The organism is Vibrio hyugaensis (assembly GCF_002906655.1).
GTDB lineage: Bacteria > Pseudomonadota > Gammaproteobacteria > Enterobacterales > Vibrionaceae > Vibrio > Vibrio hyugaensis.
Window position 1 is genome coordinate 797,948 of the sequence record NZ_CP025794.1, and the last position, 21,845, is coordinate 819,792.

Below are 21,845 nucleotides of genomic sequence, written 5' to 3' on the forward strand. Positions count from 1 at the left end.
AAAGAGATTGATATGTTTTTTGAATGGCAAGGCAGTCAACCTGTCACGCTACGCTGCGTAGATAAATACCATGAGACTGACGATGCAGTGAGCCTTAAGCTGGCAGACCTGTCAGAATCGCTCTTGTTTGAATTTAAAGCCGGTCAGTTCATCAACCTTGGCGTTGAAATCGATGGCAAGATGGAGTTTCGTGCCTACTCACTCAGCTCTCTTTCTGGTGACGACTGTCTACAACTGACGATCAAGCGTGTCGACGGCGGTAAGGTATCCAACTACATCATCGATAAGCTCCTCATTGGAGATACGGTTCAAGCTCTTCCTCCTACGGGTGATTTCAACTGCATTGATCACCCACCAATCGCGATCAATGGCAGAAAGAAAGCACTGCTCATCAGTGCGGGCTGTGGCATTACGCCTGTATTCGCGATGGCAAAAGAATGGCTAGGTAACGACGCCGGTGTTGATATTGAGTTCCTGCACATTGCTCGCTCTCAACCAGAAACCATCTACTTTGATTTACTAGAAACCTACCATTCGGTTTATCCAGATTTCAATTTGAAATTGCTACTGAAAAACCGTGGTGAAACGCTTTATCCTGAAGGTCGTTTGAATGCTGAGTGGTTAAAAGAACTGGTGCCAGATTTTAAACAGCGCACGGTTTATCTATGCGGTCCAAATCAGTTTATGCTCGATGTCCAAAGCTACTTGAGCGAGCTTGGCTTTGATATGGCAAACTTCTTCCAAGAAAGCTTTACACCAGCAGCAAGCGAAGAAACCGAAGTATCAGATGAATCAGCGAGTGTGTCAGTGCCTGATTTCGCTCAAACGATTGATGCTCAAAAAGGCCAAGTCCTCGCTGATGTGTTGGAAGGCGCAGGATTACCACTGATCATAGCTTGCCGAAGCGGTATTTGTGGCTCTTGTAAGTGTAAGGTTCGCAAGGGCAGCGTGTCTTCAACCAGCCTTGAAACATTAACACCAGAAGAAATTGAACAATGCTATGTACTCGCCTGCTCTTCAATGATTGAATCTGATCTTGAAGTTCAGATTGGTTAAAGTCGTTGATACGAACATTAAAAAAGCGCCGTACTAGGCGCTTTTTGTTTATGAAAAAGTGTTATTAAACTCGGAAGTTTCTTTATCTAAACTCAGCTAAACAGTAAAACCTTCAGTGCAGCTTCGCTATCTACATCCATAAACTCTGGCGGGTTATCCAAACGCTCGCGGAATGTCAGCTCTGGTGCTTCTTCCTTCATGCTTTCAATCAAGAAATCGCTGGTCACCGATGGCGAGTTTACACACGCTAACACCTGACCACCTTCTGCCAATAAATCTGGCAAACGGCGTAGAATCTTTTTGTAGTCTTTGGTTAGTGCAAAGCTGCCTTTCTGGAATGATGGTGGATCAATGATGATCACATCGTATTGGCCCGCTTTCTTAATCTTGCCCCACGACTTAAAAATGTCGTGCCCCATAAAGCTCACTTGGTTGATGTTATGACCATTCAGCTTATGGTTCTCACGACCTTTAGACAGTGATGCTCTCGCCATATCCACGTTAACGACTTTATCTGCGCCACCAGCAATCGCAGCAACAGAAAAGCCACAAGTGTAAGCAAACAAGTTAAGTACGTTTTTGTGCTTAGCATTCTCGCGTATCCAGTCACGGCCGTAACGCATATCAAGGAACAGACCGAAGTTCTGGTTACGACCGATGTCTAACTGGTACTTCAAGCCACTTTCTTCAACCACAGGTCGAGCATCTAGCTCACCCAACAGAATTTCAGAAGGTGCACCGTCAGCGTAACGGTGCTGAATCACGATCGTACGCCCCTGTTGCTCTGCCCACAGAGCAGATTCTGAAAGCGTGTTCAACCCTGCTTTTAATTCAGTAAGAAACGTCTCATCCACTTCTTTAAATAGGTTGATGATCAACTGACCTTGTAACCAATCACACGTGATTTGCTCTAAACCTTCGAAGCGGCGACCACGACCGTGAAACAGTCGGCGAATTTCATTGGGAGCTTGTGTTAGCTCCGCTTCTAGATGCTGGAAAAACAGCGGAAGTTGTGATGCTTGCATCGAAATCTCTTATTCGTTTTCTTTGTGATGGTTATTTGATCGTAGGCCAGTTTAATTCCCACGGGGAGAGCCAAGTGTCGACACCCTGGGATACGGTTTCATTGTGCCATTTATGACCTAGCACTTCATGCTCGCGTGGGTCACAAACAAAGCAATGCGTTTCATCTTGATACGGGAAGCACAATGAAAAAGCATGTAGGTAACCACGATCAGCGTCATTGCCCGCATTATAAATTGGATCGCCAACAATACCTGAACCAACCGATTTCAATGCCACGCGAATTTGGTGAGTCTTGCCGGTGTGCGGCTTACATAAAAACAGGCGTTCTCCCGGCTCTGCGGCAAGCGAGAAGAATTGAGTAATCGCGGGATTTTGTTTGCTGTTGACCAATTTCCATGAAGAACGACGAGAGCGCTCCATATCGCCTACCACCAAGCCTTGCTTTTTCTTTGGCTTTTTCGACCCAATCGCGAGGTAGAACTTCTCAACTTCACGCTCTGCAAATGCTTGAGACAAAGCACTTGCTGCTATCGTATTGCGGCCTAAAAGCAAAATCCCAGACGTCATTTTGTCGAGACGATGGATAAGATACAGCTGCTCATCACCACTCTGCTTTGCCACTTCTTGCAGCAGCATGGTGTCACCATCGTCTTTATGAACAGAGACGTTGGGATGCTTATTGATGATCAGAAAATCTGGATGGGTATGTAGAATGTCGAACATAAAAAACTGGCTCCACGTTTGGAGCCAGAAGTATACCGATTCTAAGCGATTAGGCGAGCTTAAACTTACCCACTAAGGCTTCAAGTTCTTGAACTTTACGGTTTAGACCTTCGACACTTTGCGAGCTGTCATTCGCCAACTGCAATGAGCGTGCTGAGATATCGCTGATCGACGTAATATCCGCGGCAATTTCTTTCGTCACAGCCGTTTGCTCTTCAGCCGCAGTTGCAATTGAGTTCACCATGCTTTGGACGTGTGCCGCGCCAGACACGATTTCTTCAAGAGAATTCACCGCACCTGAACTTTGGCTCACACCGATTTCAACCAGGCGACAGCCATCTTCGGTGTAAGTTACCGCCTCTTGGGTACCCACTTGGATTGCTTGAATGATCTCACCGACTTCTTGCGTTGCTTTCGTTGTACGTTCAGCCAGAGCACGAACCTCATCTGCTACTACGGCAAAACCTCGACCAAACTCGCCAGCGCGCGCGGCTTCAATTGCAGCATTCAGTGCTAACAAGTTAGTTTGCTCGGCAATGTCTTCAATCACCTTAATAACCGCGCCAATTTTCTCACCATGAGAACCCAGACTGTTCATTTGCACTGACATGTCAGTCATTTGTTGTGACACTTGTTGGATGCTTTCAACCATCTCGACAATTACGGCACGACCTTGCTCTGCGGTTGATTCCGATTTTCGCGCTTCTTCAAACGTTGCTGCGCCCTGCTCTGCCACTTGAGAGATGGTCAAGCTCAACTCTTCAGAAGCCGTTGCGATAAGATGAGCTTTGTCAGCCTGGCTGCTTGCACCAACTACGATATCTTGGCTCACAACCGATAGCTCCCCCGTTACGGATTTCACTTCCTCAGACACCAACGAAATTGAACCAATTAAACTGGTTAGCGAAGATTGCATCTTGTTTAACGAATTCGCTAAATTCGCCAATTCATCGCCAGACTTGTCTACAATCGGTTCCACTGTAAGATCGCCTTCAGCTACACGCTGCGCTAATTCATCCAACTTACTCAAGCGGTTCGTAATCGAGTTAGACAACAAGTACGCAATGGCAACTGTTGCTACAAGTGCAATCGAACCTAGCACATAAATCGTATTTTCAATACTGGTGAAGGAATCAGAAAGATTAAGTAGAGCATCACTTGTGCTTTCACGGCCATCCGTCGATGCAGCATCAAGAATCGATTCAATTGGTGTGAGGTTCGCGTCATACAATGCACGTAAACGCACTACGTTCTCTTCTACGTTTGCGGCGCCAAGGTTAGTTAGAATTTGCGACTCAAAACCTTTCTCGAAGGTTTCCATATAACGTTCAATTTTCTCAATGTTACGGTAGTCTTCACCACCCACCGTTTCTAAACGTTTTACTTCCGCAATCGCGGCTGCGAACTCAAGCTTATTAGATTGGTAGTCAGCTTGTGCACCCGCAATATTGACGATACTCCCTAGTGCATCACGATAGATATCACCCGCTTCGTCAATCAGAATCAAGTAGTTGACCGTTTCAGGAACGTCGTCCGTTCTCACCTCGTCAGCCACGTTGTGCGATTTCAATACTTCTAGCGTGATAATTCCAATCATCACTAGCATGATTGCCAAAATGGCACCAAAACTCGCGTACAGCTTTTTACGAACAGACATTGTCACTAATAACCTTCCTTACCGTTGTATTGTGTTTTTTACTGGTTTGAACTACACATTTACACATGCTTTGTAAGGGTTATCGGAACGACTCTCTGCAACTTGAGTACAATTTTTTGTGACCCACCTCCCCTTGCGAGCCACCTCACAATTAACACCCATTATTAATATGAATTCTCTCAATCCTATAAATTATGAATTTAAAAAAAGGAGCCGATTAAGGCTCCCGTTTTTGAATCATCAATCTACTTGGTTATAGCTTCTTAGAGAAGATACCCGCTAGTGCGATGATTCCGATACCCACCAGCATGATTTCGCCTTTACCGCTGTCGAAACCAGACTTGATGCCCATGAAAGCAACGATTGCGATAGCTACTGGGATTACGTACTTAACTAGGTTGTACCAAAGACCGAATAGAGGGAAAGAAACTTTACCGTCGTTAGTGATTTCTTTCTCTAGCTCTGCACGGTTTAGACGCCAACCCGCAAAGATACACACCAACATACCGCCAACCGCTAGGAAGATTTTGTCTGTTAGCAGGTCAAAGATATCGAATGCTCCAGTACCGAATAGCGTTGGACCAACACCGCCAAGTGATAGTGATGCAAACACACATAGTGATGCCATTACTACGCTTGCAGACAATACCGCCGTTGAACGCTTTAGACCTTTCTCATCGATTAGGTAAGAAACCACAACTTCTAGTAGAGATACAGAAGACGTCAATGCCGCTACAGTTAGGCCGATGAAGAACATCAGTGCGAATAGAAGGCCAATAACGCCACCCATTTCAGCAAACAGTTGAGGAACAACAACGAATACCAGACCTGGACCTGCTGCTGGCTCCATACCAAATGCGAACATTGCTGGGAACATTGCCACACCCGCTAGGATTGCAACACCTGTATCCATCGCCGTAACCATACCAGTTGTTTGAACTAGGTTCTCTTTCTTCTTCAGGTAAGAACCGTAAGTCATCATACAACCCATACCTAGACTTAGAGAGAAGAATGCCTGACCTAGCGCCGCCAGAACCACATTGCTGTCTACTTTAGAGAAATCTGGCATGAACAGGAACTCAAGACCTGCCATTGCACCTGGTAGCATCAGACCTTTTACTGATACGACGATCAGGATAAGGAACAGAAGAGGCATTAAGATTTTGCCCGCTTTCTCGATACCGCCCGAAATACCTTTCATTACGATAACAATGTTAAGGAATAGGTAGATGCCCATCCACATGAGCGGTTGAACTGGATCAGAAATGAAGCCGCCGAAACTATCACCAATTGCTTCTGGAGCACTTAGTAGACCGCCACCAACTTTAAAGATGTACGCTAGCGCCCAGCCACCTACTACCGGGTAGAAACCCATGATGAGTAGACCACTTAGTACGCCGATAACGCCGGTAAATGTCCAACGACGGTCAGTCGATTTGAAAGCACCTACTGCAGATAGACCTGTCTTACGGCCAATAGCGAATTCTGTCAGCATTACACTAAAGCCGATAAAAATAACAAACAAAAGGTAGATCGCTACGAACGCACCGCCGCCGCTCTCACCTGCTGTGTAAGGGAATTTCCATATATTGCCTAAACCGACAGCGGAACCCGCTGCTGCCATTACGAAGCCTAGTTTAGACCCCCACGTATCACGTGGTGCTGCTGTATTTGTAGCCACGCTTTTTCTCCAAAATGTTTAGTTGTGTTTGCATAGAGATAGGCGTCTAGAATATGTTCGTGTAAATATAAATGTACACTTTATAAGATGTTTGTGTGACGCTCTATGTATGGCAAGTAAAGCAGTTTCAATTTAAAATTGGAACCCCGATCAGCACATTTATCGCACAAATGTATTATTGTTCACGCTAAATGCTGATTTTTTGCGCAAAGGTTAAGATTTCCTCCAACTTTTAACGCCTCAGTAACAGAACGTCTCGTTATAAAATTCATTTCACGATACAAAATCATCCCCCTCTAGTGGTATGAAAATAGTTTCCCGTTACCCGATTTACGCTTAATATCCATATTGGGTTTATTACTATTGGCGACTATGGACAAGTTCTATCATTTTCTCACCCTGACCGGCATCGGCCTTTATTGGTTTTTGGTTGCTGGTGTTACGATCCGTGTCGTATTAAAACGTCGCGCTGTTAGTGTTTCTCTTGCATGGCTGATGATCATTTATATTCTGCCGGTGCTTGGCGTTGCTTGTTATTTTCTATTCGGTGAGCTCAACCTCGGCCGCAAACGTGCAGAACGTGCAAAAGAGATGTTTTCACCATTCCAACGATGGTTTACTCAGTTAAATGACTGTAATGCGCATGTCCCTGAAGCAATGGGACGCCATATCTATCGCATCGATGAGCTGTGTAACAACCGTCTTGGTTTACCTGCATTAAGTGGGAACACCCTTTCTCTACAACAATCACCTAACGAAATTCTGCACTCGATTATCGAAGACATCGAGAATGCAGAGCACAGTATTCGTATGGTTTTCTACATTTGGCATCCTGGTGGATTGGCAGATGCGGTTGCTTCGGCTTTGATTCGCGCTTCCAAGCGTGGTGTTGATGTAAAACTGCTGCTGGATTCAGCAGGCAGTCCACGCTTCTTCCGCAGTCATTGGTACAAGATGATGAAAGACGCAGGCATTGATGTTGTGCAAGCGTTAGAAGTAAAAATGTGGCGTATCTTCCTTCGTCGTTTGGATTTGCGCCAACATCGTAAAATCATTGTGATTGATGATGAGATCGCTTACACCGGTTCGATGAACCTGGTTGATCCTGCCTTCTTCAAACAGAACAGTGGTGTCGGTCAGTGGATCGATATCATGGTGCGTGTAACCGGGCCGACAGTAAACGTCTTGAGTGCTATTCATTGTTGGGATTGGGAAGTAGAAACTGGCGAGCGTCAGTTCCCTAAACATCCAGAATGCAGAATCGATAATAAAGAAGATGAGTTTCAGCATCCAATCCAAGTGGTGCCGTCTGGCCCTGGTATGCCAGAGTATTTGATCTACCAAGTTCTCACATTAGCCATCAATCAAGCGAATCGTTCCGTCAGAATCACCACGCCTTACTTCGTGCCAAGTGCCGATCTATTGGAGACTCTGAAAATGACCGCGCAGCGCGGCATCGAAGTGGAACTTATCATTCCGCACAAGAATGATTCAATGATGGTTCAATGGGCTTCGCGTGCATTCTATGACGAGTTGCTTGTCGCTGGGGTGAAGATCTATGAATTCTATGGCGGGTTACTGCATACAAAATCAGTCGTGATTGACGAGCAATTCTGTTTGGTGGGTACCGTAAACATGGACATGCGCAGTTTGTGGCTTAACTTCGAAGTAACACTGGCTGTCGATGATGAAGAGTTCACAAAACAGATGTCGTGGCTGCAAGACAGCTATATCAAACAGTCCCATACCGTTAACCGAGATAAGTGGGAAAAACGCAGTATTTTCTCTCGCTTCTTAGAGCGTGTTTTCTACCTGTTTAATCCATTGCTGTAACAAATACCCAAAATAACAAAACTTCCTCGAAAACCGACAGCCATAAACTGTCGGTTTTCTTTTTCTTATTCAATCAATGCTTCTGTTTTTCGACCTATCCTCGGAGGAGTCGTTTGAAGTTAAGTTTTCCCTTGCAAACCACCCATCGTCCATGTTTTAAATATTGAAAATCGTAAATTAGACAGGGAAATTTTATGTCAGAGGGCAAAAAGACCAAATTCGTTACCGCAGGCCGTGATAAGAAGTGGACGAATGGCGTGGTCAACCCACCAGTACAACGAGCTTCAACTATCGTGTTTGATACCGTTGCTGAAAAGAACCAAGCAATGATTAACCGAACCAACAAAACATTGTTTTACGGACGTCGTGGTACGAATACTCACTTTGCTTTCCAAGATGCTATGGTGGAAATCGAAGGTGGTGCTGGCTGTGCACTTTACCCTTGTGGCACGGCCGCAATCTCGAATGCGATTCTGTCTTTTATCGAAACCGGCGACCACATTTTGATGGTGGATACTTGTTACGAACCAACCCGCGATTTCTGCGATACCATTATGAAAAAAATGGGCGTCGAAACGACTTATTTTGATCCTATGATAGGCGAAGGTATCCGCGACCTAATTCAGCCAAACACCAAGGTACTTTTCCTTGAGTCTCCGGGTTCTATCACTATGGAAGTCATGGACGTTCCGACTCTAGCAAGCATTGCACACGAAAAAGACATCATCGTAATGCTTGATAACACGTGGGGCGCGGGGGTGAACTTCTCACCCTTTGAACATGGCGTGGATATTTCGATCCAAGCAGCAACTAAATACATTGTCGGTCACTCAGACGTGATGCTTGGCACTGCAGTTGCTTCCGAGAAATACTGGGATCAGCTACGTGAACAAAGTTACTTAATGGGACAGTGTGTATCACCCGATGATGCATATCTTGGCCTGCGCGGTATTCGTACTTTGGATGTTCGCTTACGCCAGCATGCAGAAAACAGCCTGAAAGTCGCACAGTGGTTGGCAAACCGCCCTGAAGTCGATCACGTTCGCCACCCTGCCCTAGAAAGCTGCCCCGGTCATGAGTTCTTTAAACGCGACTTTACCGGTGGTAATGGCTTGTTCTCATTCGTATTGAAAAGCTCGTACCCGAAAGCAACCACAGCGCTGTTAGATGGCATGAAGCACTTCAGCATGGGTTATTCATGGGGTGGTTACGAGAGTTTGATTTTAGCTAACGAGCCAAAGAGCTTTAACAGTTTGCGCACAGTGGCGAATCCAAACTTCGAAGGCACACTTGTCCGCCTGCACATCGGTCTTGAAGATGTCGAAGATCTCATTTCCGATCTTGAAGCTGGCTTCGAGCGATACAACGCGCTCGTGCTCGAAAAAGAAGCCTCTTTATAAGTATTCAGAACAATTATTAAATAGCCTCGTACTGCGAGGCTATTTTTTGTCTTTCATTACAGAGTTACTAACTCATTGTCTTAATTAGCATTAACTAACTTTCTAATATTCATAAATCCAATGTTAATCATATCTGTTGATTTTCTTTTGAGTAATCACAGATTAAAACAATGTGCCACAAACGAACTTCTCAACCGCAAAACTTATCTCCTATTTTATAAAACTCATAAGAGGTCATACCACAAGGAGATAGTTTTGAAACTCAGATTCATAACAACAATGCTTTTCGTTTTAAGCACCCTACCCTTTGCATCTGCCAACGCCAGTGGTTACACGGAGACTAAATATCCCATCGTTCTTGTTCATGGGTTGTTTGGCTTTGATACCTTAGCCGGTGTCGATTACTTCTATGGCATCCCACACTCTCTGACCAAAGATGGCGCAACGGTTTATGTTGCCCAAGTGTCTGCGACCAACAGCAGTGAAGCTCGCGGTGAGCAGCTATTAGCACAGATTGAAACGCTGCTTGCTGCAACAGGCGCACAGAAGGTCAACTTGATTGGACACAGTCACGGTGGCCCAACAACACGCTATGTCGCCTCCATACGCCCTGACTTAATAGCATCCGTTACCAGTATCGGAGGGGTAAATAAGGGCTCTAAAGTTGCAGATATTGTGCGCGGTACGGTGCCTGAAGGCTCTATCAGTGAAGGCGTGGCCGTGAAGTTGGCAGAAGGACTCGTGACACTGATTAACCTACTTTCCGGTGGCACAGACCTTGACCAAGACCCATTAGCCTCTTTAGAAGCTCTGACCATCGAAGGATCTTTGGCGTTCAACCAACATTATCCAGAAGGCATCCCAACCAGTGAATGCGGAGATGGTGATTTATTGGCATCGAATGGCGTGTATTACTACTCCTGGACGGGCTCTTCAAACTTTACCAATCTGTTTGACCCTACTGACGGCGCAATGGTCGTATTAGGCTTGGCATTTGATGGCCCCAACGATGGCCTTGTCGGGGCATGCAGTACTCACCTAGGTAAGGTGATTCGAGACAACTACAAGATGAATCATCTGGATGAAATCAACGGATTACTTGGCATTCATCACTTGTTCGAAACTGACCCCGTCACACTGTATCGCCAGCATGCAAATCGCTTAAAACTGCAAGGTCTATAAAAAGGAACTTATCATGAAGAAAGCCGCTCTTGTCATTGTGTCCGTTGTATCACTGATTAGTGTAGGAGCGGTTTATTTGTATCAACCTCAGTCAGCGCAGCCAATAAAGGCGCATTCACAACAAGACACTACAGTTGATCTTTCCTCCCAGAAAGACTTCTTTGAGTACTCATTGAGCAGTCTTGGGGAGCAAAGCCTTGAAGAAATCAAAACCAACGTAAAAGCTGGCGAATCACAACCAAATTCACTGGGTATCAGCGCAGAACTGTTCGAAACTTACCTCGCCTACAAAGAAGCGTTATCCAAGCTAGAACCGTTTGAAGGACGTTCTCTGTCATTGATGGAATTGGAACAACTGAACAACGCCATCTTGTCGATACAGAGCGAATTTTTTACTGATGAACAAATTGCTCAACTTTTCGATGAAGAAAATCGCTTACGCCAGTTAGCAATAGATAAACTCGCCATTCGAGAAACCCAATTAGACGCTGAATCTCAACAACAAATGCTCGAAGAAAACCTCGCCTCTCAACCTGAGTACATTCAACAAAGTGAGCGCAATAACGCGCTAGTGATTGAACTAAATCAAACCTCAGAAATGTCTGCACAAGATAAGTATTTGGTTCGTGTTGATTTGGTGGGTGAAGAAGGCGCCGAACGACTACAGACTCTGGATGAACAACGAGCCTCGTTTAATGCATCACTCAGCGATTATTTAGAGAAACGAGCGGAGATCATAAACAATGATTTCCTCGGTGAGGATGAAAAGAAAACAGAAATCGCTGGATTAAGAGAACAAAGCTTCGAGCAAAAACAATGGCGTCGCGTCGAGGCTTTAGAAAGAATTCATGATAGTGAAGCTAACAATTAGCTCCTTGGAAACCGAGGAGCATTAAAGAAAATATCAAAAAAGATAAATCGCACTACAAAACGCCTCGCAATTAAAACCTCACACCTCTGAAATATAACGCAAAGGAAAGTGATTAAAAATCCAAGCATCACTTCTTTACAGTGGATGGAGGTATATGCTCGATTGAACCCACTCAGTTTAAGCGCCTTTCAACACAAATAGTAAAAACAGGAATTATAAAAACTATAAATAGATTTAATGTAATGCGCATTGATAGGATTCGCTCCTACTCAAACATATCAGACAAATAAAAATGAAAAGGTTATTTCTAGCATCTCTTGCGTCAGCAACGTTGATTGGTTGCGGTGGTGCTACAACTCCTGCTGGCAATCCTGACCTAAATATCCCAACTACGCCTTGTGGTGAGAATGGTGAGTGTCTTGAAGATGGTCTCGAAAGCACAGATGATGGTTTTACCAACCCAAACCAACCAATTGGTGAGTTTTTGCCAGACGCACTTAAACAATACACTACGGTCTTCACAGATGAGTTGTTTGAAGTTGCTGCAATCTATGGTCTTGATAAAGAATCTCTAACCTATATCTGTAACAACGAAGCTAACATTGATGAATGGGAAGTATCTCGTTCATTCCTCGTTCATTCCTCGTTCGTTGTGAAGTGACTAACAACGCTAACCCCAATACTGGTGTTAAAGATCTGGTCATCAAGATTCCTTCTGTTATGACTGATAATAAGATGAATGATGATTTCTGGAAATCTTACCAAAGTTACGGCTTCTATTACTGGGATTCAGCTAAACCAGAGACACTAGCTTACCAACATTATTACCAAGCTATTGCCCAAGATGATGTTGAGAAAGTTACTGCTTCGGAAGATAGCTACATTACTCATGTAAACGAAGCAAGTACAGCATACTATGAACAGTGTGATGCAGAAGTTGGTGATACTGCCGGTGTTTGCATGGAATATACTGCTGGCCGTGTATCTGTTGAAGATAACGTTATTACTGGTTTCTTCCAAGCGGAAGTTAAGAACGAAGATCAATCAGCATTCAGCTTGAAGTACCACCTAGAGAATCTATACTGGCTGCGTGGTGACTTGCCTTACATTGAGGCATACAAGCGAGATGTGGCTGATAAACTAATTTACTCGTACGAAGATATCTACACAGATAGTATCGTGGGTTACTATGAAGAAGGTCAACCAACATACTCAACTCGTTGGGATCGCCAAGAACGTCTATTCTTTATGATTGATAAGTTCTGGAAATAACTTTGAGCTGCGCTCTTTCGAGAGTGCAGCTCATCAAAGTTAAAACACTTAGCAGGGCGGAATTTAAATTAGCAATAATAAATTAAACACAATAATCTTAGAGTTGGTGCAACTCCAGATTTAGATGTATTGAGTCATGTACTAGAGCGCCAAATCATTGCCTTATGATAAGGAGAACAACTACTCTTTTAGTTCTCAAATTCGCTCTAGCTCATTAAGTCCACACTCTCAAACATTTGCTCAAGTTTCGTATTTACAAGGTAGTTCCGATATATATGCTACCACTTAACTGCAACATAGACTCCATGACCAACCTAAAAAGCTAAAGTTAAAAACTAATTCAGTTTTTTAGGACAACCAACAATGTGGTCATCGACCATGCCAACAGCTTGCATGAAGGCGTAGCAGATCGTCTCACCAACAAACTTAAAACCTTTCTTTTTGAGGAATTTGCTCATTGCTTTAGACTGCTCCGTTGAGGCTGGCACTTGGCTCATGTTCGTCCAATGATTCACAATAGGCTTGCCATCGACAAACTGCCATAGCGCAGCGGAAAGGCTTCCGTATTCTTCTATCAATTGCTTTGCCGCTTTGGCGTTGCTAAATACCGAATTAATTTTGCCACGATGCTTAACCACATCGAAGTTCTCGACGATGAACTCTGTACGCTCTTCATCGCGTTGGATCAGCGTATCCAAGTCATAGTTTTCAAAAGCTTCGCGATAGCCTTCGCGCTTTTTCAGAATCGTAATCCAACTTAAACCGGCTTGCGCGCCTTCTAACGTGATGAACTCAAACAACACGGTGTCATCGTGGACTGGCACGCCCCATTCTGCATCGTGATATTCACGCTCTAGTGGGTGGTTCATCGCCCATGCACACGTTCTATGTTCCATTTTTTTATCCTTATAAAAACGCCCCTGACGGTCGGTCAGAGGCGCTTTTCAAACTTAACTGATTCTCTAAGCGGTTACTTCGGCAATGCCACTCTGTGGAATAGACGATACAACACTGGCACGACAATTAGTGTCAGTACGGTCGCAAAACCCAAACCAAACATGATGGTTACTGCCATTGGCTTGAAGAAGATATCCGGCAGTAGCGGAATCATACCAAGAATGGTGGTGATTGCCGCCATACATACTGGACGAACACGACTTACTGCTGCATCCACAACCGCGTCGTACGCTTCTTTACCCGACTTCATTTCAATCTCAATCTGGTCAAGTAGTACAATACCGTTCTTCAGAACCATACCAGACAAACTCAAGAAGCCCAGCAGCGCCATAAAACCAAATGGTGTATTCAAGGCCAATAAACCTGTCGTCACACCAATCAATGCCAGAGGTACCGTTAACCAAACAATCAAAGGTTCTTTGATTGAGTTGAACAAGAAAATGGTGATCAAGAACATGAACAAGTAACCCATCGGCATCGTGGTGAACAACGATGCTTTAGCATCACCAGAAGATTCATATTCACCACCCCACTCTAGAGAGTAGCCTGGTGGCATTTCGATCGCTTCAATCTGAGGTTGTAGGCGTTTTTGCAATGTTGCCGCCGTCTCTTCACCCAAGATATCTGGATCTGCCATCACCGTTAGCATACGCTTGCGGTTCTTACGCACGATGATTGGATCTTCCCAACGCATATCGTAACCCATGGTCACTTGTTGCAATGGAATAAACTCACTCTGTGCTGGACTCCAAATCTTCATCCCTTCGATGTTGCGAATATCGATACGCTCATCTTCTGGTAGACGAGCAACAATTGGCATTAGCGTTGTTCCATCTCGGTAAAGACCGATGCTCATGCCCGAAAACGACATTGAAAGGAAATCGTCCACATCTGATTTGGTGATACCGTAACGGCGTGCTTGGCTTTCATTAAACTGAGGCTCAAGTACCTGAGTACGTTCACGCCAATCATGACGAATGTTTGTTGCACCCGGATCGGCGTACATCACATCCATCACTTGCGCAGCGATAGTACGTAGCACTGTTGGATCAGAGCCGATAACACGTGCTTCAATTTTCGCACCGCCACCAGGGCCCAATTCAATTTGTTTCAGCTTGTAGTTGATCTCTGGATAATCAGATTTCAAATGCTCTCTAAAACGTTCCATTAATGGTGCAAGCGCTTCGTAGTTATCAACACGAGTTGTGATTTCACCGTACGCAGCGTAGCTCTTCTCGGGCGAATAGGTCAGCATGAAACGTTGCAAACCTTTACCTGCCGTTGTGGTAATGTGGTCTACGTGATCTTGCTCTGTCAACCAGCCTTCTAACTCTTGCAACGTATCGTTGGTCGCTCGAATATCTGTGCCTTCTGGCAGCCAAACATCCAATTGGAAGATAGGCGTTGTAGAAGACGGGAAGAACGCTTGTTTCACGTGCGTAAAGCCGTACACACTCGCCGCTAAACCGGCAACCAAAACCATCACGGTGAACCAAGCTCGGCGCATACAGAAGCTTAGAAACTTCTTGTACATAACAAAAACAATGCCGTTGTATGGGTCGTTGTCTTCGCCTTCACCACTTTTGATTTTCTGCCCTTTAAAGAAGATGTCTGCAAAGAATGGCGTTAAAGAAATCGCCGTAAACCAACTTAACATCAATGAGATAAGCAGCACGGTAAACAGGGTGCCACAGTATTCGCCTGTCGAGTCTTCTGACAAACCGATTGGCGCAAACGCCGTTACCGCAATTACCGTAGCACCCAACAATGGCCATTTGGTTTGAGTAACAATGTCCGTCGCTGCTTGCAGTCTCGTTCGCCCTTTCTGGGTACCTATCAGTATCCCTTCTACAACCACGATGGCGTTATCCACCAGCATACCCAAGGCGATAACCAAGGCACCTAATGAAATACGCTGTAAATCAATAGCCAGATACTTCATAAAGATAAAGGTACCAAGCACGGTCAGTAAAAGGATTAAACCAATCAAGAGACCAGAACGAAGCCCCATGAAGAACAACAGCACGATAATGACGATACCAACCGCTTGAGCCAAGCTGACAACGAAACCGCTCACTGACTTATCTACTTCTTTCGGCTGGTTGTAGATTTCTGAAATTTCAACACCAACGGGTTGTTGGTATTTCAGTTCTGCAACACGGCGATCAAATGCTTTGCCCACTTCCACAACGTTCACACCTTGAGCGAATGAGACGCCCAAGTTCAACGCCAGTTCACCGTTGTAGTTGATGATGTTCGTCGGGACTTCCATGTAGCCACGTTTAATCTCAGCAACGTCTTTTAAGAAGATAAGACCTTGAGCACCTGATTCCGTGATCAACAAATCACCTAGCTCATCAACACTTTGGAACTCACCCGTCGGTTGAATACGAATGTACTCATTACCAATTCGAATTGCACCGGCATCGGAAACGACGTTTTGAGTCGAAAGTAAATTGAAAACCGTATTTGGTGATAGGCCAAGACTGCTCAACTTCTTCATCGAGATTTCAATGAAGACTTGCTCTTGTTGCTGGCCAGAAACCGAAACTTTGCTGACGCCGTCAACAAGTTCGAGTTCCCGCCTTAAATAATCAACATAGTCGAGCAACTCTTTGTAACTGTACCCATCACCAGTAACCGCGAGCAAAATACCGTATACGTCGCCAAAGTCATCGATAACCGATGGGTCATTTACACCCGGAGGCAGGGAGCCCTTTAAGTCATTTACTTTTCGACGCAGTTCATCCCATATCTGTGGTAAGTCATCTGGACCATAGTTGTTTTTCATGGTCACGGTGATTTGCGACAAGCCTCGGCTGGAGATGGAATTGACCTCATCAACATAAGTCAGCTGTTGAATCGCTTTTTCTATCGGATACGTTACCTCTTCCTCAACCTGTTGAGGCGTTGCGCCCGGATAAGAAGTAACAACCATTGCATCTTTGATAGTAAACGCAGGATCTTCTAAACGTCCCAAGCCAAAGAATGCTGACACACCGCCGATCAAAAAGATCAGCGACACCATCCAACTGATAACACGGTTGCGAATAAAATAGGCCGCAATGCCAGTTACGTTATCGTCATCTTGAGGCGCAGTATTTTTTTGTTCACTCATTGCGTTGCCTCCTGCTTAACCACTTCCACTTTTATGCCATCTCTTAATCGGGATACACCAGCAACAACGACTTTGTCATCAAGTTCTAGGCCATCAAGAATCTGAACTGAGGTTTGTGACGCTTTACCTGCACGCACTTGTTTGCGGCTCACGGTATTATCATCATTCAAAACCCAAACGAATTTATTTTCACGGCTCAGATCATCTCCATCGGCATTAAAGATCGCTTCAATAGGAACGTTAATGCCGACGTTAAGCTCAAGACCCACCTTTTCATCTTTCGATGTCACGTCTACCGCCATACCATCAAGAATGTATTCGTTTTCCGGCATTGGCAGTGATAGCGTCACCGTAAAGGTGCCTGTATCAGGGTCAGGTTCTGTCGTGAACTCTTTGATTTTCGCCTTGTATTCATTGCCACTTGGCACACGAACGACAGCATTAATTGCCGTCAAACGCTCTTCAGTAGGAGGTTGGTTCACGTAAAGACGATCGGGGAGCTGAATAAGGACTTCGACGCGATCAACACTGTGAATGTTAACGATATATTGACCAACTTGAATATTTTCAAATTGATCGACATTAACACGGGAAATAATGCCGTCGACTGGCGCTTTAAGCTCAGTGAAAGACAAACGCAACTTAGCCAATTCAAGCTCAGCGAGCGCGATTTGGCGTTGTGCCGCAATTTCATCAAATTGGGACTTAGCTAATAAACCTTTTTTAACCAGCGGTGCGGAACGACGATATTGGCTGTCTACCACAGAAAAACGCGCAGATGCGTTATCTACGTCCAATTGATAATCAGTTGGGTCAAGCCTAGCAATGACATCACCTTTAATGACCTTATCGCCTTCTTTGACCAAAACACGACTTACCTCACCTGCCACACGGAAACTCAAATGTGAACGATCGGCAGCGTTGGCTATCGCAGGAAAATATAAGTTGTCATCAACGCGCTGCCCTTCTAAAGAAGCAACACGAACACGAGGGGTCTCCAATTCTCTTTCTGGGCCTTTTTCACCACAGCCTGCAAGTAACATGGCAGAGCAAAGCGTGGTTAAAGCTATGATTCCTTTCATACTATAATCCTCGCTCCTTAACCCACTCACGAACCTTAATACCCGGCTCAATGACATTGACACCGGAGATGATGATTTGATCTCCATCCTCTAGCCCTTTTTCAACTTGCTGCTTGTCGTTCAAAGAAACCGAGACTTTTTCAACAATGCCTTGATCATTAACACGCCAAACGCAGGTTTTGCCATCTTCGGAAAACAGGGCTGAATCAGGAATTTTAGTCGCACCCGCGTTTTCAGACACAAGATGAACATTACCGGACATTCCTGGTAGGATGCCAACGCCCTCAGGACGCTCCATTACCATTGTGACTTTGTAACTGCCAGTTTTAGGATCGGCTTCGGTATCAATTTCTTGGAATGTCACCTCAAAAGCGCGCTCAGGAAACGCATCAAATGTCATTGATGCATAAGCATTCGCACCCTGTGTGAATTTGCTGAGTAGATGATCAGGAAGCTGGAACAACACCTTCATGACTTGATTGGTTTGAATATTCATGACGCCTTCTTTTGCCGCCACATACTCATGGTTTTCTGCTGGCAGATACGAAATCGTGCCATCGTAAGGCGCAACAAGCTTTGTGTACCTCAGGTTAGCTTTGGCCTGGTTCCACTGAGCTTTCGCTGAATTGTGATTGGCTTTCGCCGCATCGAAGTCTTGTTCCGAAACCACTTGCTCTTTACGAAGCTTTTTCGAGCGTTCGTATTGAACATCAGCAAGGGTGTAATTTGCTCGGGCTTGTTTTTCGAGTAGCGAGTATTCGTCAGGGTTGAGTACGGCAAGCACATCACCTTTATTCACCATTTGTCCGGCATTGACTTCGATCGATTGAAGCAAACCAGGCACTCGGAATGCGAGAACGGCTCGGTCTCCGGCTTCTGTAGTGGCAGGAAAGTGTCTTTCAAACTGTGCATTGCCTACAGTGACCGTAAAGAGTTTAGCGGGCCGAGATTCCGGTTCTGGGACTGGTGGTAGCTCTTTTCCACACCCAGAGAGAACCGTCATGACAGCGATTGGAATGAGCGCTTTTCTCATGTTAATTCATCCATTTAAGATCCATTCCTTTTAAGGTAGATGAATTTATGGTGTTCTTCTAGAGCATCGGAGCAAAAAAATTCTTTAAAAATAGCAATTTGAGACAAAAATAAAGCAGGCCGAAGCCTGCTTTATCAATAAAATCATAATTAATTATCAGAGCTTATTAAATTCTCTGTTTACGCGATATGCGTCGGATGTGACATACGCTTCCATACTACGGATTTTTCCATCAAGGCGGCTAAAGTCACTTTCTAAAACACTCAACAGTTGGTCTGGGCTCTGGCCTTTCTGCCATGGTTTGCTCTTCAACGTATGCTCTTGGCGTGACTTGATATTCTCAGTATAAGTTACGGGCTGCTTTTCCAACATGAATGTCATTGCAATATAAGCCAGCAACACGAGAAAAGTACCACCCAGTAACGCTGCCGATATCACGACGATCCGAATCAACCAAACTTCCGCACCAAAGTAGTTCGCGACTCCGGCACACACACCGGAGATTTTGCCATTAACAGGGTCGCGATACAGCTCTCGTTTAATCATACTTTCGTCTCCACGTTGGGGATTCTGCATCTAAGATACGCTCCAATGTTTCAACGCGAGATTGCATCGCCTCCGCTTTTTCAGACAGTACCTGAAGACGCTCTAGATCTTGGCCCGACAGTGCACTATCTGCTTTGCGTTTGCTGCGATAGTGTAAGAAGAGCCATAGTGGAGCGACAAAGATTAAAAAGACAATCAATGGTCCAGTAATAATAAATGTCGACATGAATGGCTCCTTTCTTATTTATCGTTCGATGACATCTGTTCTTTCAGTTTTGCCAACTCTTTTTCAATTTCATCTTGTGCTTGCAGCTCTGCAAACTCTTGGTCTAACGATTTAGCATTACCAGTCTTTGCGTAAAGATCCGCTTCTGCTTCCATCTCATCAATTTTACGAGAGTATTGTTCAAACTTTGCCATCGCTTCGTTTGTACGACCTGCGTGCAATTGTTTTTGAACATCACGTCGGTTAGAAGCCGTTTGGTTACGAATCGCAAGCGCTTGTTGCTTCGCTCGAGTTTCTGTAATTTTGGCTTCCAACTTACCGATTTCACCTGTCAATTTTTCGATGGTTTCTTCAACGAGTGTTTGCTCAGTGTGAAGGCCTTTAATTACGTGCTCAAGTTTCTGCTTTTCAATCAAAGCAGCACGCGCTAAATCTTCACGCTCTTTTACTAGTGCAAGGCTCGCTTTTTGGCCCCACTCAGTGATTTGCTCTTCTAGTGCTTCCACTTTGCGAGCCAACTCTTTTTTGTCTGCAATCGCTTTAGCCGAGTTGGTACGCACTTCAACAAGTGTGTCTTCCATTTCTTGAATGATAAGACGGATCATTTTTTCAGGATCTTCCGCCTTGTCTAGCAATGCACTGATGTTTGAGTTAACGATATCTGCAAAACGAGAAAAAATACCCATAACGGAACTCCTCTTTCTTCCTATTTAAACTCGACAAGGTGGTCATTTACCTTGTGTCTCCCTTTACCTATATCAAGTAGTATGCCAACTTTATTTTTCTTTACTAAACAACAAGTTAATCATTTTGTTGTTGTAGCACACTGATATGCTATGATGTTTTTTACCAACAGTTGGTAAATTTCACCAACTTCAATACTGTAAATCATGGTCAGACAAAAAATAAGAAGGACTTTATGAAGCAGAACCTAATCGGTGAATCACCCGCCTTTCTCTCTGTGTTAGATAAAGTATCACAAATCGCGCCGATTGAACGACCAGTCCTCATAATCGGAGAACGAGGCACAGGTAAAGAACTCATCGCACAACGTTTACACTATTTATCAAAACGTTGGGATAAGCCACTGCTTTCTCTAAACTGTGCGACATTAAGCGAAGGCTTGATTGATTCTGAACTTTTTGGCCATGAATCTGGTTCATTTACTGGTTCGAAAGGGAAACACAAGGGACGCTTTGAGCGGGCTGAAGGGGGCACGCTTTTCCTCGATGAACTCGCGACAGCCCCGCTTTTGGTACAAGAAAAACTATTGCGAGTAATCGAATACGGCGAGTATGAGCGTGTAGGCGGCCATACCGCATTAACTGCAGACGTTCGTTTGGTGTGTGCTACCAACGCTGACCTTCCACAATTGGCAGAGCGCGGTGATTTTCGCGCGGACTTGCTCGACCGACTGGCCTTCGATGTGATCATGTTGCCACCCTTGCGAGAACGCAAAGAAGACATCCTTTCTCTCGCCGAGCACTACGCCATAAAAATGTGTCGTGAGTTGCAACTGGAATACTTTGTTGGCTTTACAGAAGAAGCACAACAGTCGCTATTGGATTACGCTTGGCCTGGTAATGTGCGTGAACTCAAGAACGTAATAGAGCGAGCCATTTATCGCCACGGACTCAATGCCGATCCAATCGAGTACTTGGTGTTTAATCCATTTGAAACCGGTTGGGAAAACACACTTGGTCATTCTTCAGAACAAGGAGAGCAGGAAACGGAGCAACCTCATGTTGGTCCAACGATTAACTTCCCGCTGGACTACAAACAATGGCAAGAAGAACAAGACATCACTCTTCTTAACCGCGCATTAGAAGAGGCCAAATTTAATCAACGACAAGCAGCGGACTTACTTGGACTCAGTTACCATCAACTTAGGGGGATGGTAAGAAAATACGGATTGGTTGGACAAAGCTAAGTCTATGACGTGAATGCATCATCCTTAAATCGCTCACTATACTAAAACACAGCCCCCTTTATCGAATTAGGGGAAATTGAGCGGAACTTCATGACGACTGGAATAATACATAGTAGCGAGCACTCAAGAGGCAAATTTGGTCATTATCAGTAAATGATGCGGTAATTTGATCTAACACCCTGCGACTCAACGATTTTGTATTTGGAGCGAGTTAGCAAAGGTGATAAATTAGCGAGATCATTTTCGCTTGTC

19 protein-coding genes are annotated in these 21,845 nt (G+C 44.7%); 8 read left to right on the forward strand and 11 right to left on the reverse strand.

Annotated elements, in window-relative coordinates; all coding sequences use genetic code 11:
- Positions 1-12 precede the first annotated feature (12 nt).
- Positions 13-1,056 carry an FAD-binding oxidoreductase gene (locus C1S74_RS04325; RefSeq protein WP_045402314.1) on the forward strand — a complete coding sequence of 348 codons (1,044 nt, stop codon included), beginning with the start codon at positions 13-15 and terminating at the stop codon, positions 1,054-1,056.
- Positions 1,057-1,148: 92 nt separating this feature from the next.
- Here the strand turns inward: C1S74_RS04325 and C1S74_RS04330 are convergent, their stop codons facing one another.
- The 4 genes from C1S74_RS04330 to C1S74_RS04345 form a co-directional block, all read right to left on the reverse strand.
- Complete coding sequence (locus C1S74_RS04330) at positions 1,149-2,081, reverse strand: class I SAM-dependent methyltransferase (protein ID WP_045402317.1); 933 nt, start codon at positions 2,079-2,081, stop codon at positions 1,149-1,151.
- Positions 2,082-2,112: 31 nt separating this feature from the next.
- Positions 2,113-2,805: a TIGR01621 family pseudouridine synthase gene (locus C1S74_RS04335; protein WP_045402319.1), complete on the reverse strand. Its 693-nt coding sequence runs from the start codon at positions 2,803-2,805 to the stop codon at positions 2,113-2,115.
- Positions 2,806-2,854: 49 nt separating this feature from the next.
- The gene (locus C1S74_RS04340) at positions 2,855-4,468 is read right to left on the reverse strand and encodes a methyl-accepting chemotaxis protein (protein ID WP_167391143.1); all 1,614 of its coding nucleotides are present in this window, start codon (positions 4,466-4,468) and stop codon (positions 2,855-2,857) included.
- Positions 4,469-4,715: 247 nt separating this feature from the next.
- Positions 4,716-6,086, reverse strand: coding sequence for a sodium-dependent transporter (locus C1S74_RS04345; RefSeq protein ID WP_045402379.1), 1,371 nt, complete (start codon positions 6,084-6,086; stop codon positions 4,716-4,718).
- 429 nt (positions 6,087-6,515) lie between these two features.
- On the opposite strand from C1S74_RS04345, the gene cls reads away from it, so the two are divergent.
- From cls to C1S74_RS04375, 6 genes are all read left to right on the forward strand, one after another.
- Positions 6,516-7,976, forward strand: a complete 1,461-nt coding sequence (gene cls, locus C1S74_RS04350) for a cardiolipin synthase (protein WP_045402324.1) — start codon at positions 6,516-6,518, stop codon at positions 7,974-7,976.
- 194 nt (positions 7,977-8,170) lie between these two features.
- A complete protein-coding gene (locus tag C1S74_RS04355; RefSeq protein ID WP_045402327.1) occupies positions 8,171-9,376 on the forward strand; it encodes a cystathionine beta-lyase in 1,206 nt (401 codons plus the stop codon).
- 279 nt (positions 9,377-9,655) lie between these two features.
- On the forward strand, positions 9,656-10,558 hold the full coding sequence (locus C1S74_RS04360; protein WP_045402330.1) for an esterase/lipase family protein: 903 nt from the start codon (positions 9,656-9,658) through the stop codon (positions 10,556-10,558).
- Positions 10,559-10,571: 13 nt separating this feature from the next.
- The gene (locus tag C1S74_RS04365) at positions 10,572-11,429 is read left to right on the forward strand and encodes a lipase secretion chaperone (RefSeq protein ID WP_045402333.1); all 858 of its coding nucleotides are present in this window, start codon (positions 10,572-10,574) and stop codon (positions 11,427-11,429) included.
- A gap of 292 nt (positions 11,430-11,721) precedes the next feature.
- Positions 11,722-12,090: a hypothetical protein gene (locus tag C1S74_RS04370; RefSeq protein WP_045402336.1), complete on the forward strand. Its 369-nt coding sequence runs from the start codon at positions 11,722-11,724 to the stop codon at positions 12,088-12,090.
- Positions 12,039-12,701: a hypothetical protein gene (locus C1S74_RS04375; RefSeq protein WP_156145328.1), complete on the forward strand. Its 663-nt coding sequence runs from the start codon at positions 12,039-12,041 to the stop codon at positions 12,699-12,701. Before C1S74_RS04370 ends, C1S74_RS04375 begins: the two co-directional genes overlap by 52 nt.
- A gap of 335 nt (positions 12,702-13,036) precedes the next feature.
- Here the strand turns inward: C1S74_RS04375 and C1S74_RS04380 are convergent, their stop codons facing one another.
- The 7 genes from C1S74_RS04380 to pspA form a co-directional block, all read right to left on the reverse strand.
- Positions 13,037-13,597 carry a DNA-3-methyladenine glycosylase I gene (locus C1S74_RS04380; protein ID WP_045402341.1) on the reverse strand — a complete coding sequence of 187 codons (561 nt, stop codon included), beginning with the start codon at positions 13,595-13,597 and terminating at the stop codon, positions 13,037-13,039.
- A 74-nt stretch (positions 13,598-13,671) separates the two neighbouring features.
- Positions 13,672-16,776 carry an efflux RND transporter permease subunit VmeI gene (vmeI, locus tag C1S74_RS04385; protein ID WP_045402344.1) on the reverse strand — a complete coding sequence of 1,035 codons (3,105 nt, stop codon included), beginning with the start codon at positions 16,774-16,776 and terminating at the stop codon, positions 13,672-13,674.
- The gene (locus C1S74_RS04390; RefSeq protein WP_045402347.1) at positions 16,773-17,858 is read right to left on the reverse strand and encodes an efflux RND transporter periplasmic adaptor subunit; all 1,086 of its coding nucleotides are present in this window, start codon (positions 17,856-17,858) and stop codon (positions 16,773-16,775) included. Before C1S74_RS04390 ends, vmeI begins: the two co-directional genes overlap by 4 nt.
- A 1-nt stretch (position 17,859) precedes the next feature.
- On the reverse strand, positions 17,860-18,891 hold the full coding sequence (locus C1S74_RS04395) for an efflux RND transporter periplasmic adaptor subunit (protein WP_045402350.1): 1,032 nt from the start codon (positions 18,889-18,891) through the stop codon (positions 17,860-17,862).
- A gap of 156 nt (positions 18,892-19,047) precedes the next feature.
- The gene (gene pspC / locus C1S74_RS04400; protein ID WP_038873614.1) at positions 19,048-19,437 is read right to left on the reverse strand and encodes an envelope stress response membrane protein PspC; all 390 of its coding nucleotides are present in this window, start codon (positions 19,435-19,437) and stop codon (positions 19,048-19,050) included.
- On the reverse strand, positions 19,430-19,663 hold the full coding sequence (gene pspB, locus C1S74_RS04405; protein WP_038873617.1) for an envelope stress response membrane protein PspB: 234 nt from the start codon (positions 19,661-19,663) through the stop codon (positions 19,430-19,432). The genes pspC and pspB overlap by 8 nt, the downstream gene beginning before the upstream one ends.
- A 14-nt stretch (positions 19,664-19,677) precedes the next feature.
- Positions 19,678-20,349 (reverse strand): phage shock protein PspA, encoded by a 672-nt coding sequence (pspA, locus tag C1S74_RS04410; RefSeq protein WP_038873620.1) that lies wholly within the window; start codon positions 20,347-20,349, stop codon positions 19,678-19,680.
- A gap of 233 nt (positions 20,350-20,582) precedes the next feature.
- Between pspA and pspF the strand changes: the two genes are divergently transcribed.
- On the forward strand, positions 20,583-21,593 hold the full coding sequence (gene pspF, locus C1S74_RS04415; RefSeq protein WP_045402353.1) for a phage shock protein operon transcriptional activator: 1,011 nt from the start codon (positions 20,583-20,585) through the stop codon (positions 21,591-21,593).
- The last annotated feature ends 252 nt before the right edge of the window (positions 21,594-21,845 follow it).

Excerpts from the sequence above, each read along its gene's own strand:
- C1S74_RS04335 (WP_045402319.1), bottom strand. The coding sequence starts at position 2,805 with ATGTTCGACATTCTACATACCCATCCAGATTTTCTGATCATCAATAAG.
- C1S74_RS04330 (WP_045402317.1), bottom strand. The coding sequence starts at position 2,081 with ATGCAAGCATCACAACTTCCGCTGTTTTTCCAGCATCTAGAAGCGGAG.
- C1S74_RS04370 (WP_045402336.1), top strand. The coding sequence starts at position 11,722 with ATGAAAAGGTTATTTCTAGCATCTCTTGCGTCAGCAACGTTGATTGGT.
- C1S74_RS04365 (WP_045402333.1), top strand. The coding sequence starts at position 10,572 with ATGAAGAAAGCCGCTCTTGTCATTGTGTCCGTTGTATCACTGATTAGT.
- pspA (WP_038873620.1), bottom strand. The coding sequence starts at position 20,349 with ATGGGTATTTTTTCTCGTTTTGCAGATATCGTTAACTCAAACATCAGT.
- pspF (WP_045402353.1), top strand. The coding sequence starts at position 20,583 with ATGAAGCAGAACCTAATCGGTGAATCACCCGCCTTTCTCTCTGTGTTA.
- C1S74_RS04360 (WP_045402330.1), top strand. The coding sequence starts at position 9,656 with ATGCTTTTCGTTTTAAGCACCCTACCCTTTGCATCTGCCAACGCCAGT.
- C1S74_RS04395 (WP_045402350.1), bottom strand. The coding sequence starts at position 18,891 with ATGAGAAAAGCGCTCATTCCAATCGCTGTCATGACGGTTCTCTCTGGG.
- C1S74_RS04390 (WP_045402347.1), bottom strand. The coding sequence starts at position 17,858 with ATGAAAGGAATCATAGCTTTAACCACGCTTTGCTCTGCCATGTTACTT.
- pspB (WP_038873617.1), bottom strand. The coding sequence starts at position 19,663 with ATGTCGACATTTATTATTACTGGACCATTGATTGTCTTTTTAATCTTT.
- C1S74_RS04345 (WP_045402379.1), bottom strand. The coding sequence starts at position 6,086 with ATGGCAGCAGCGGGTTCCGCTGTCGGTTTAGGCAATATATGGAAATTC.
- C1S74_RS04380 (WP_045402341.1), bottom strand. The coding sequence starts at position 13,597 with ATGGAACATAGAACGTGTGCATGGGCGATGAACCACCCACTAGAGCGT.
- C1S74_RS04325 (WP_045402314.1), top strand. The coding sequence starts at position 13 with ATGTTTTTTGAATGGCAAGGCAGTCAACCTGTCACGCTACGCTGCGTA.
- C1S74_RS04355 (WP_045402327.1), top strand. The coding sequence starts at position 8,171 with ATGTCAGAGGGCAAAAAGACCAAATTCGTTACCGCAGGCCGTGATAAG.
- C1S74_RS04375 (WP_156145328.1), top strand. The coding sequence starts at position 12,039 with ATGGGAAGTATCTCGTTCATTCCTCGTTCATTCCTCGTTCGTTGTGAA.
- cls (WP_045402324.1), top strand. The coding sequence starts at position 6,516 with ATGGACAAGTTCTATCATTTTCTCACCCTGACCGGCATCGGCCTTTAT.
- vmeI (WP_045402344.1), bottom strand. The coding sequence starts at position 16,776 with ATGAGTGAACAAAAAAATACTGCGCCTCAAGATGACGATAACGTAACT.
- pspC (WP_038873614.1), bottom strand. The coding sequence starts at position 19,437 with ATGATTAAACGAGAGCTGTATCGCGACCCTGTTAATGGCAAAATCTCC.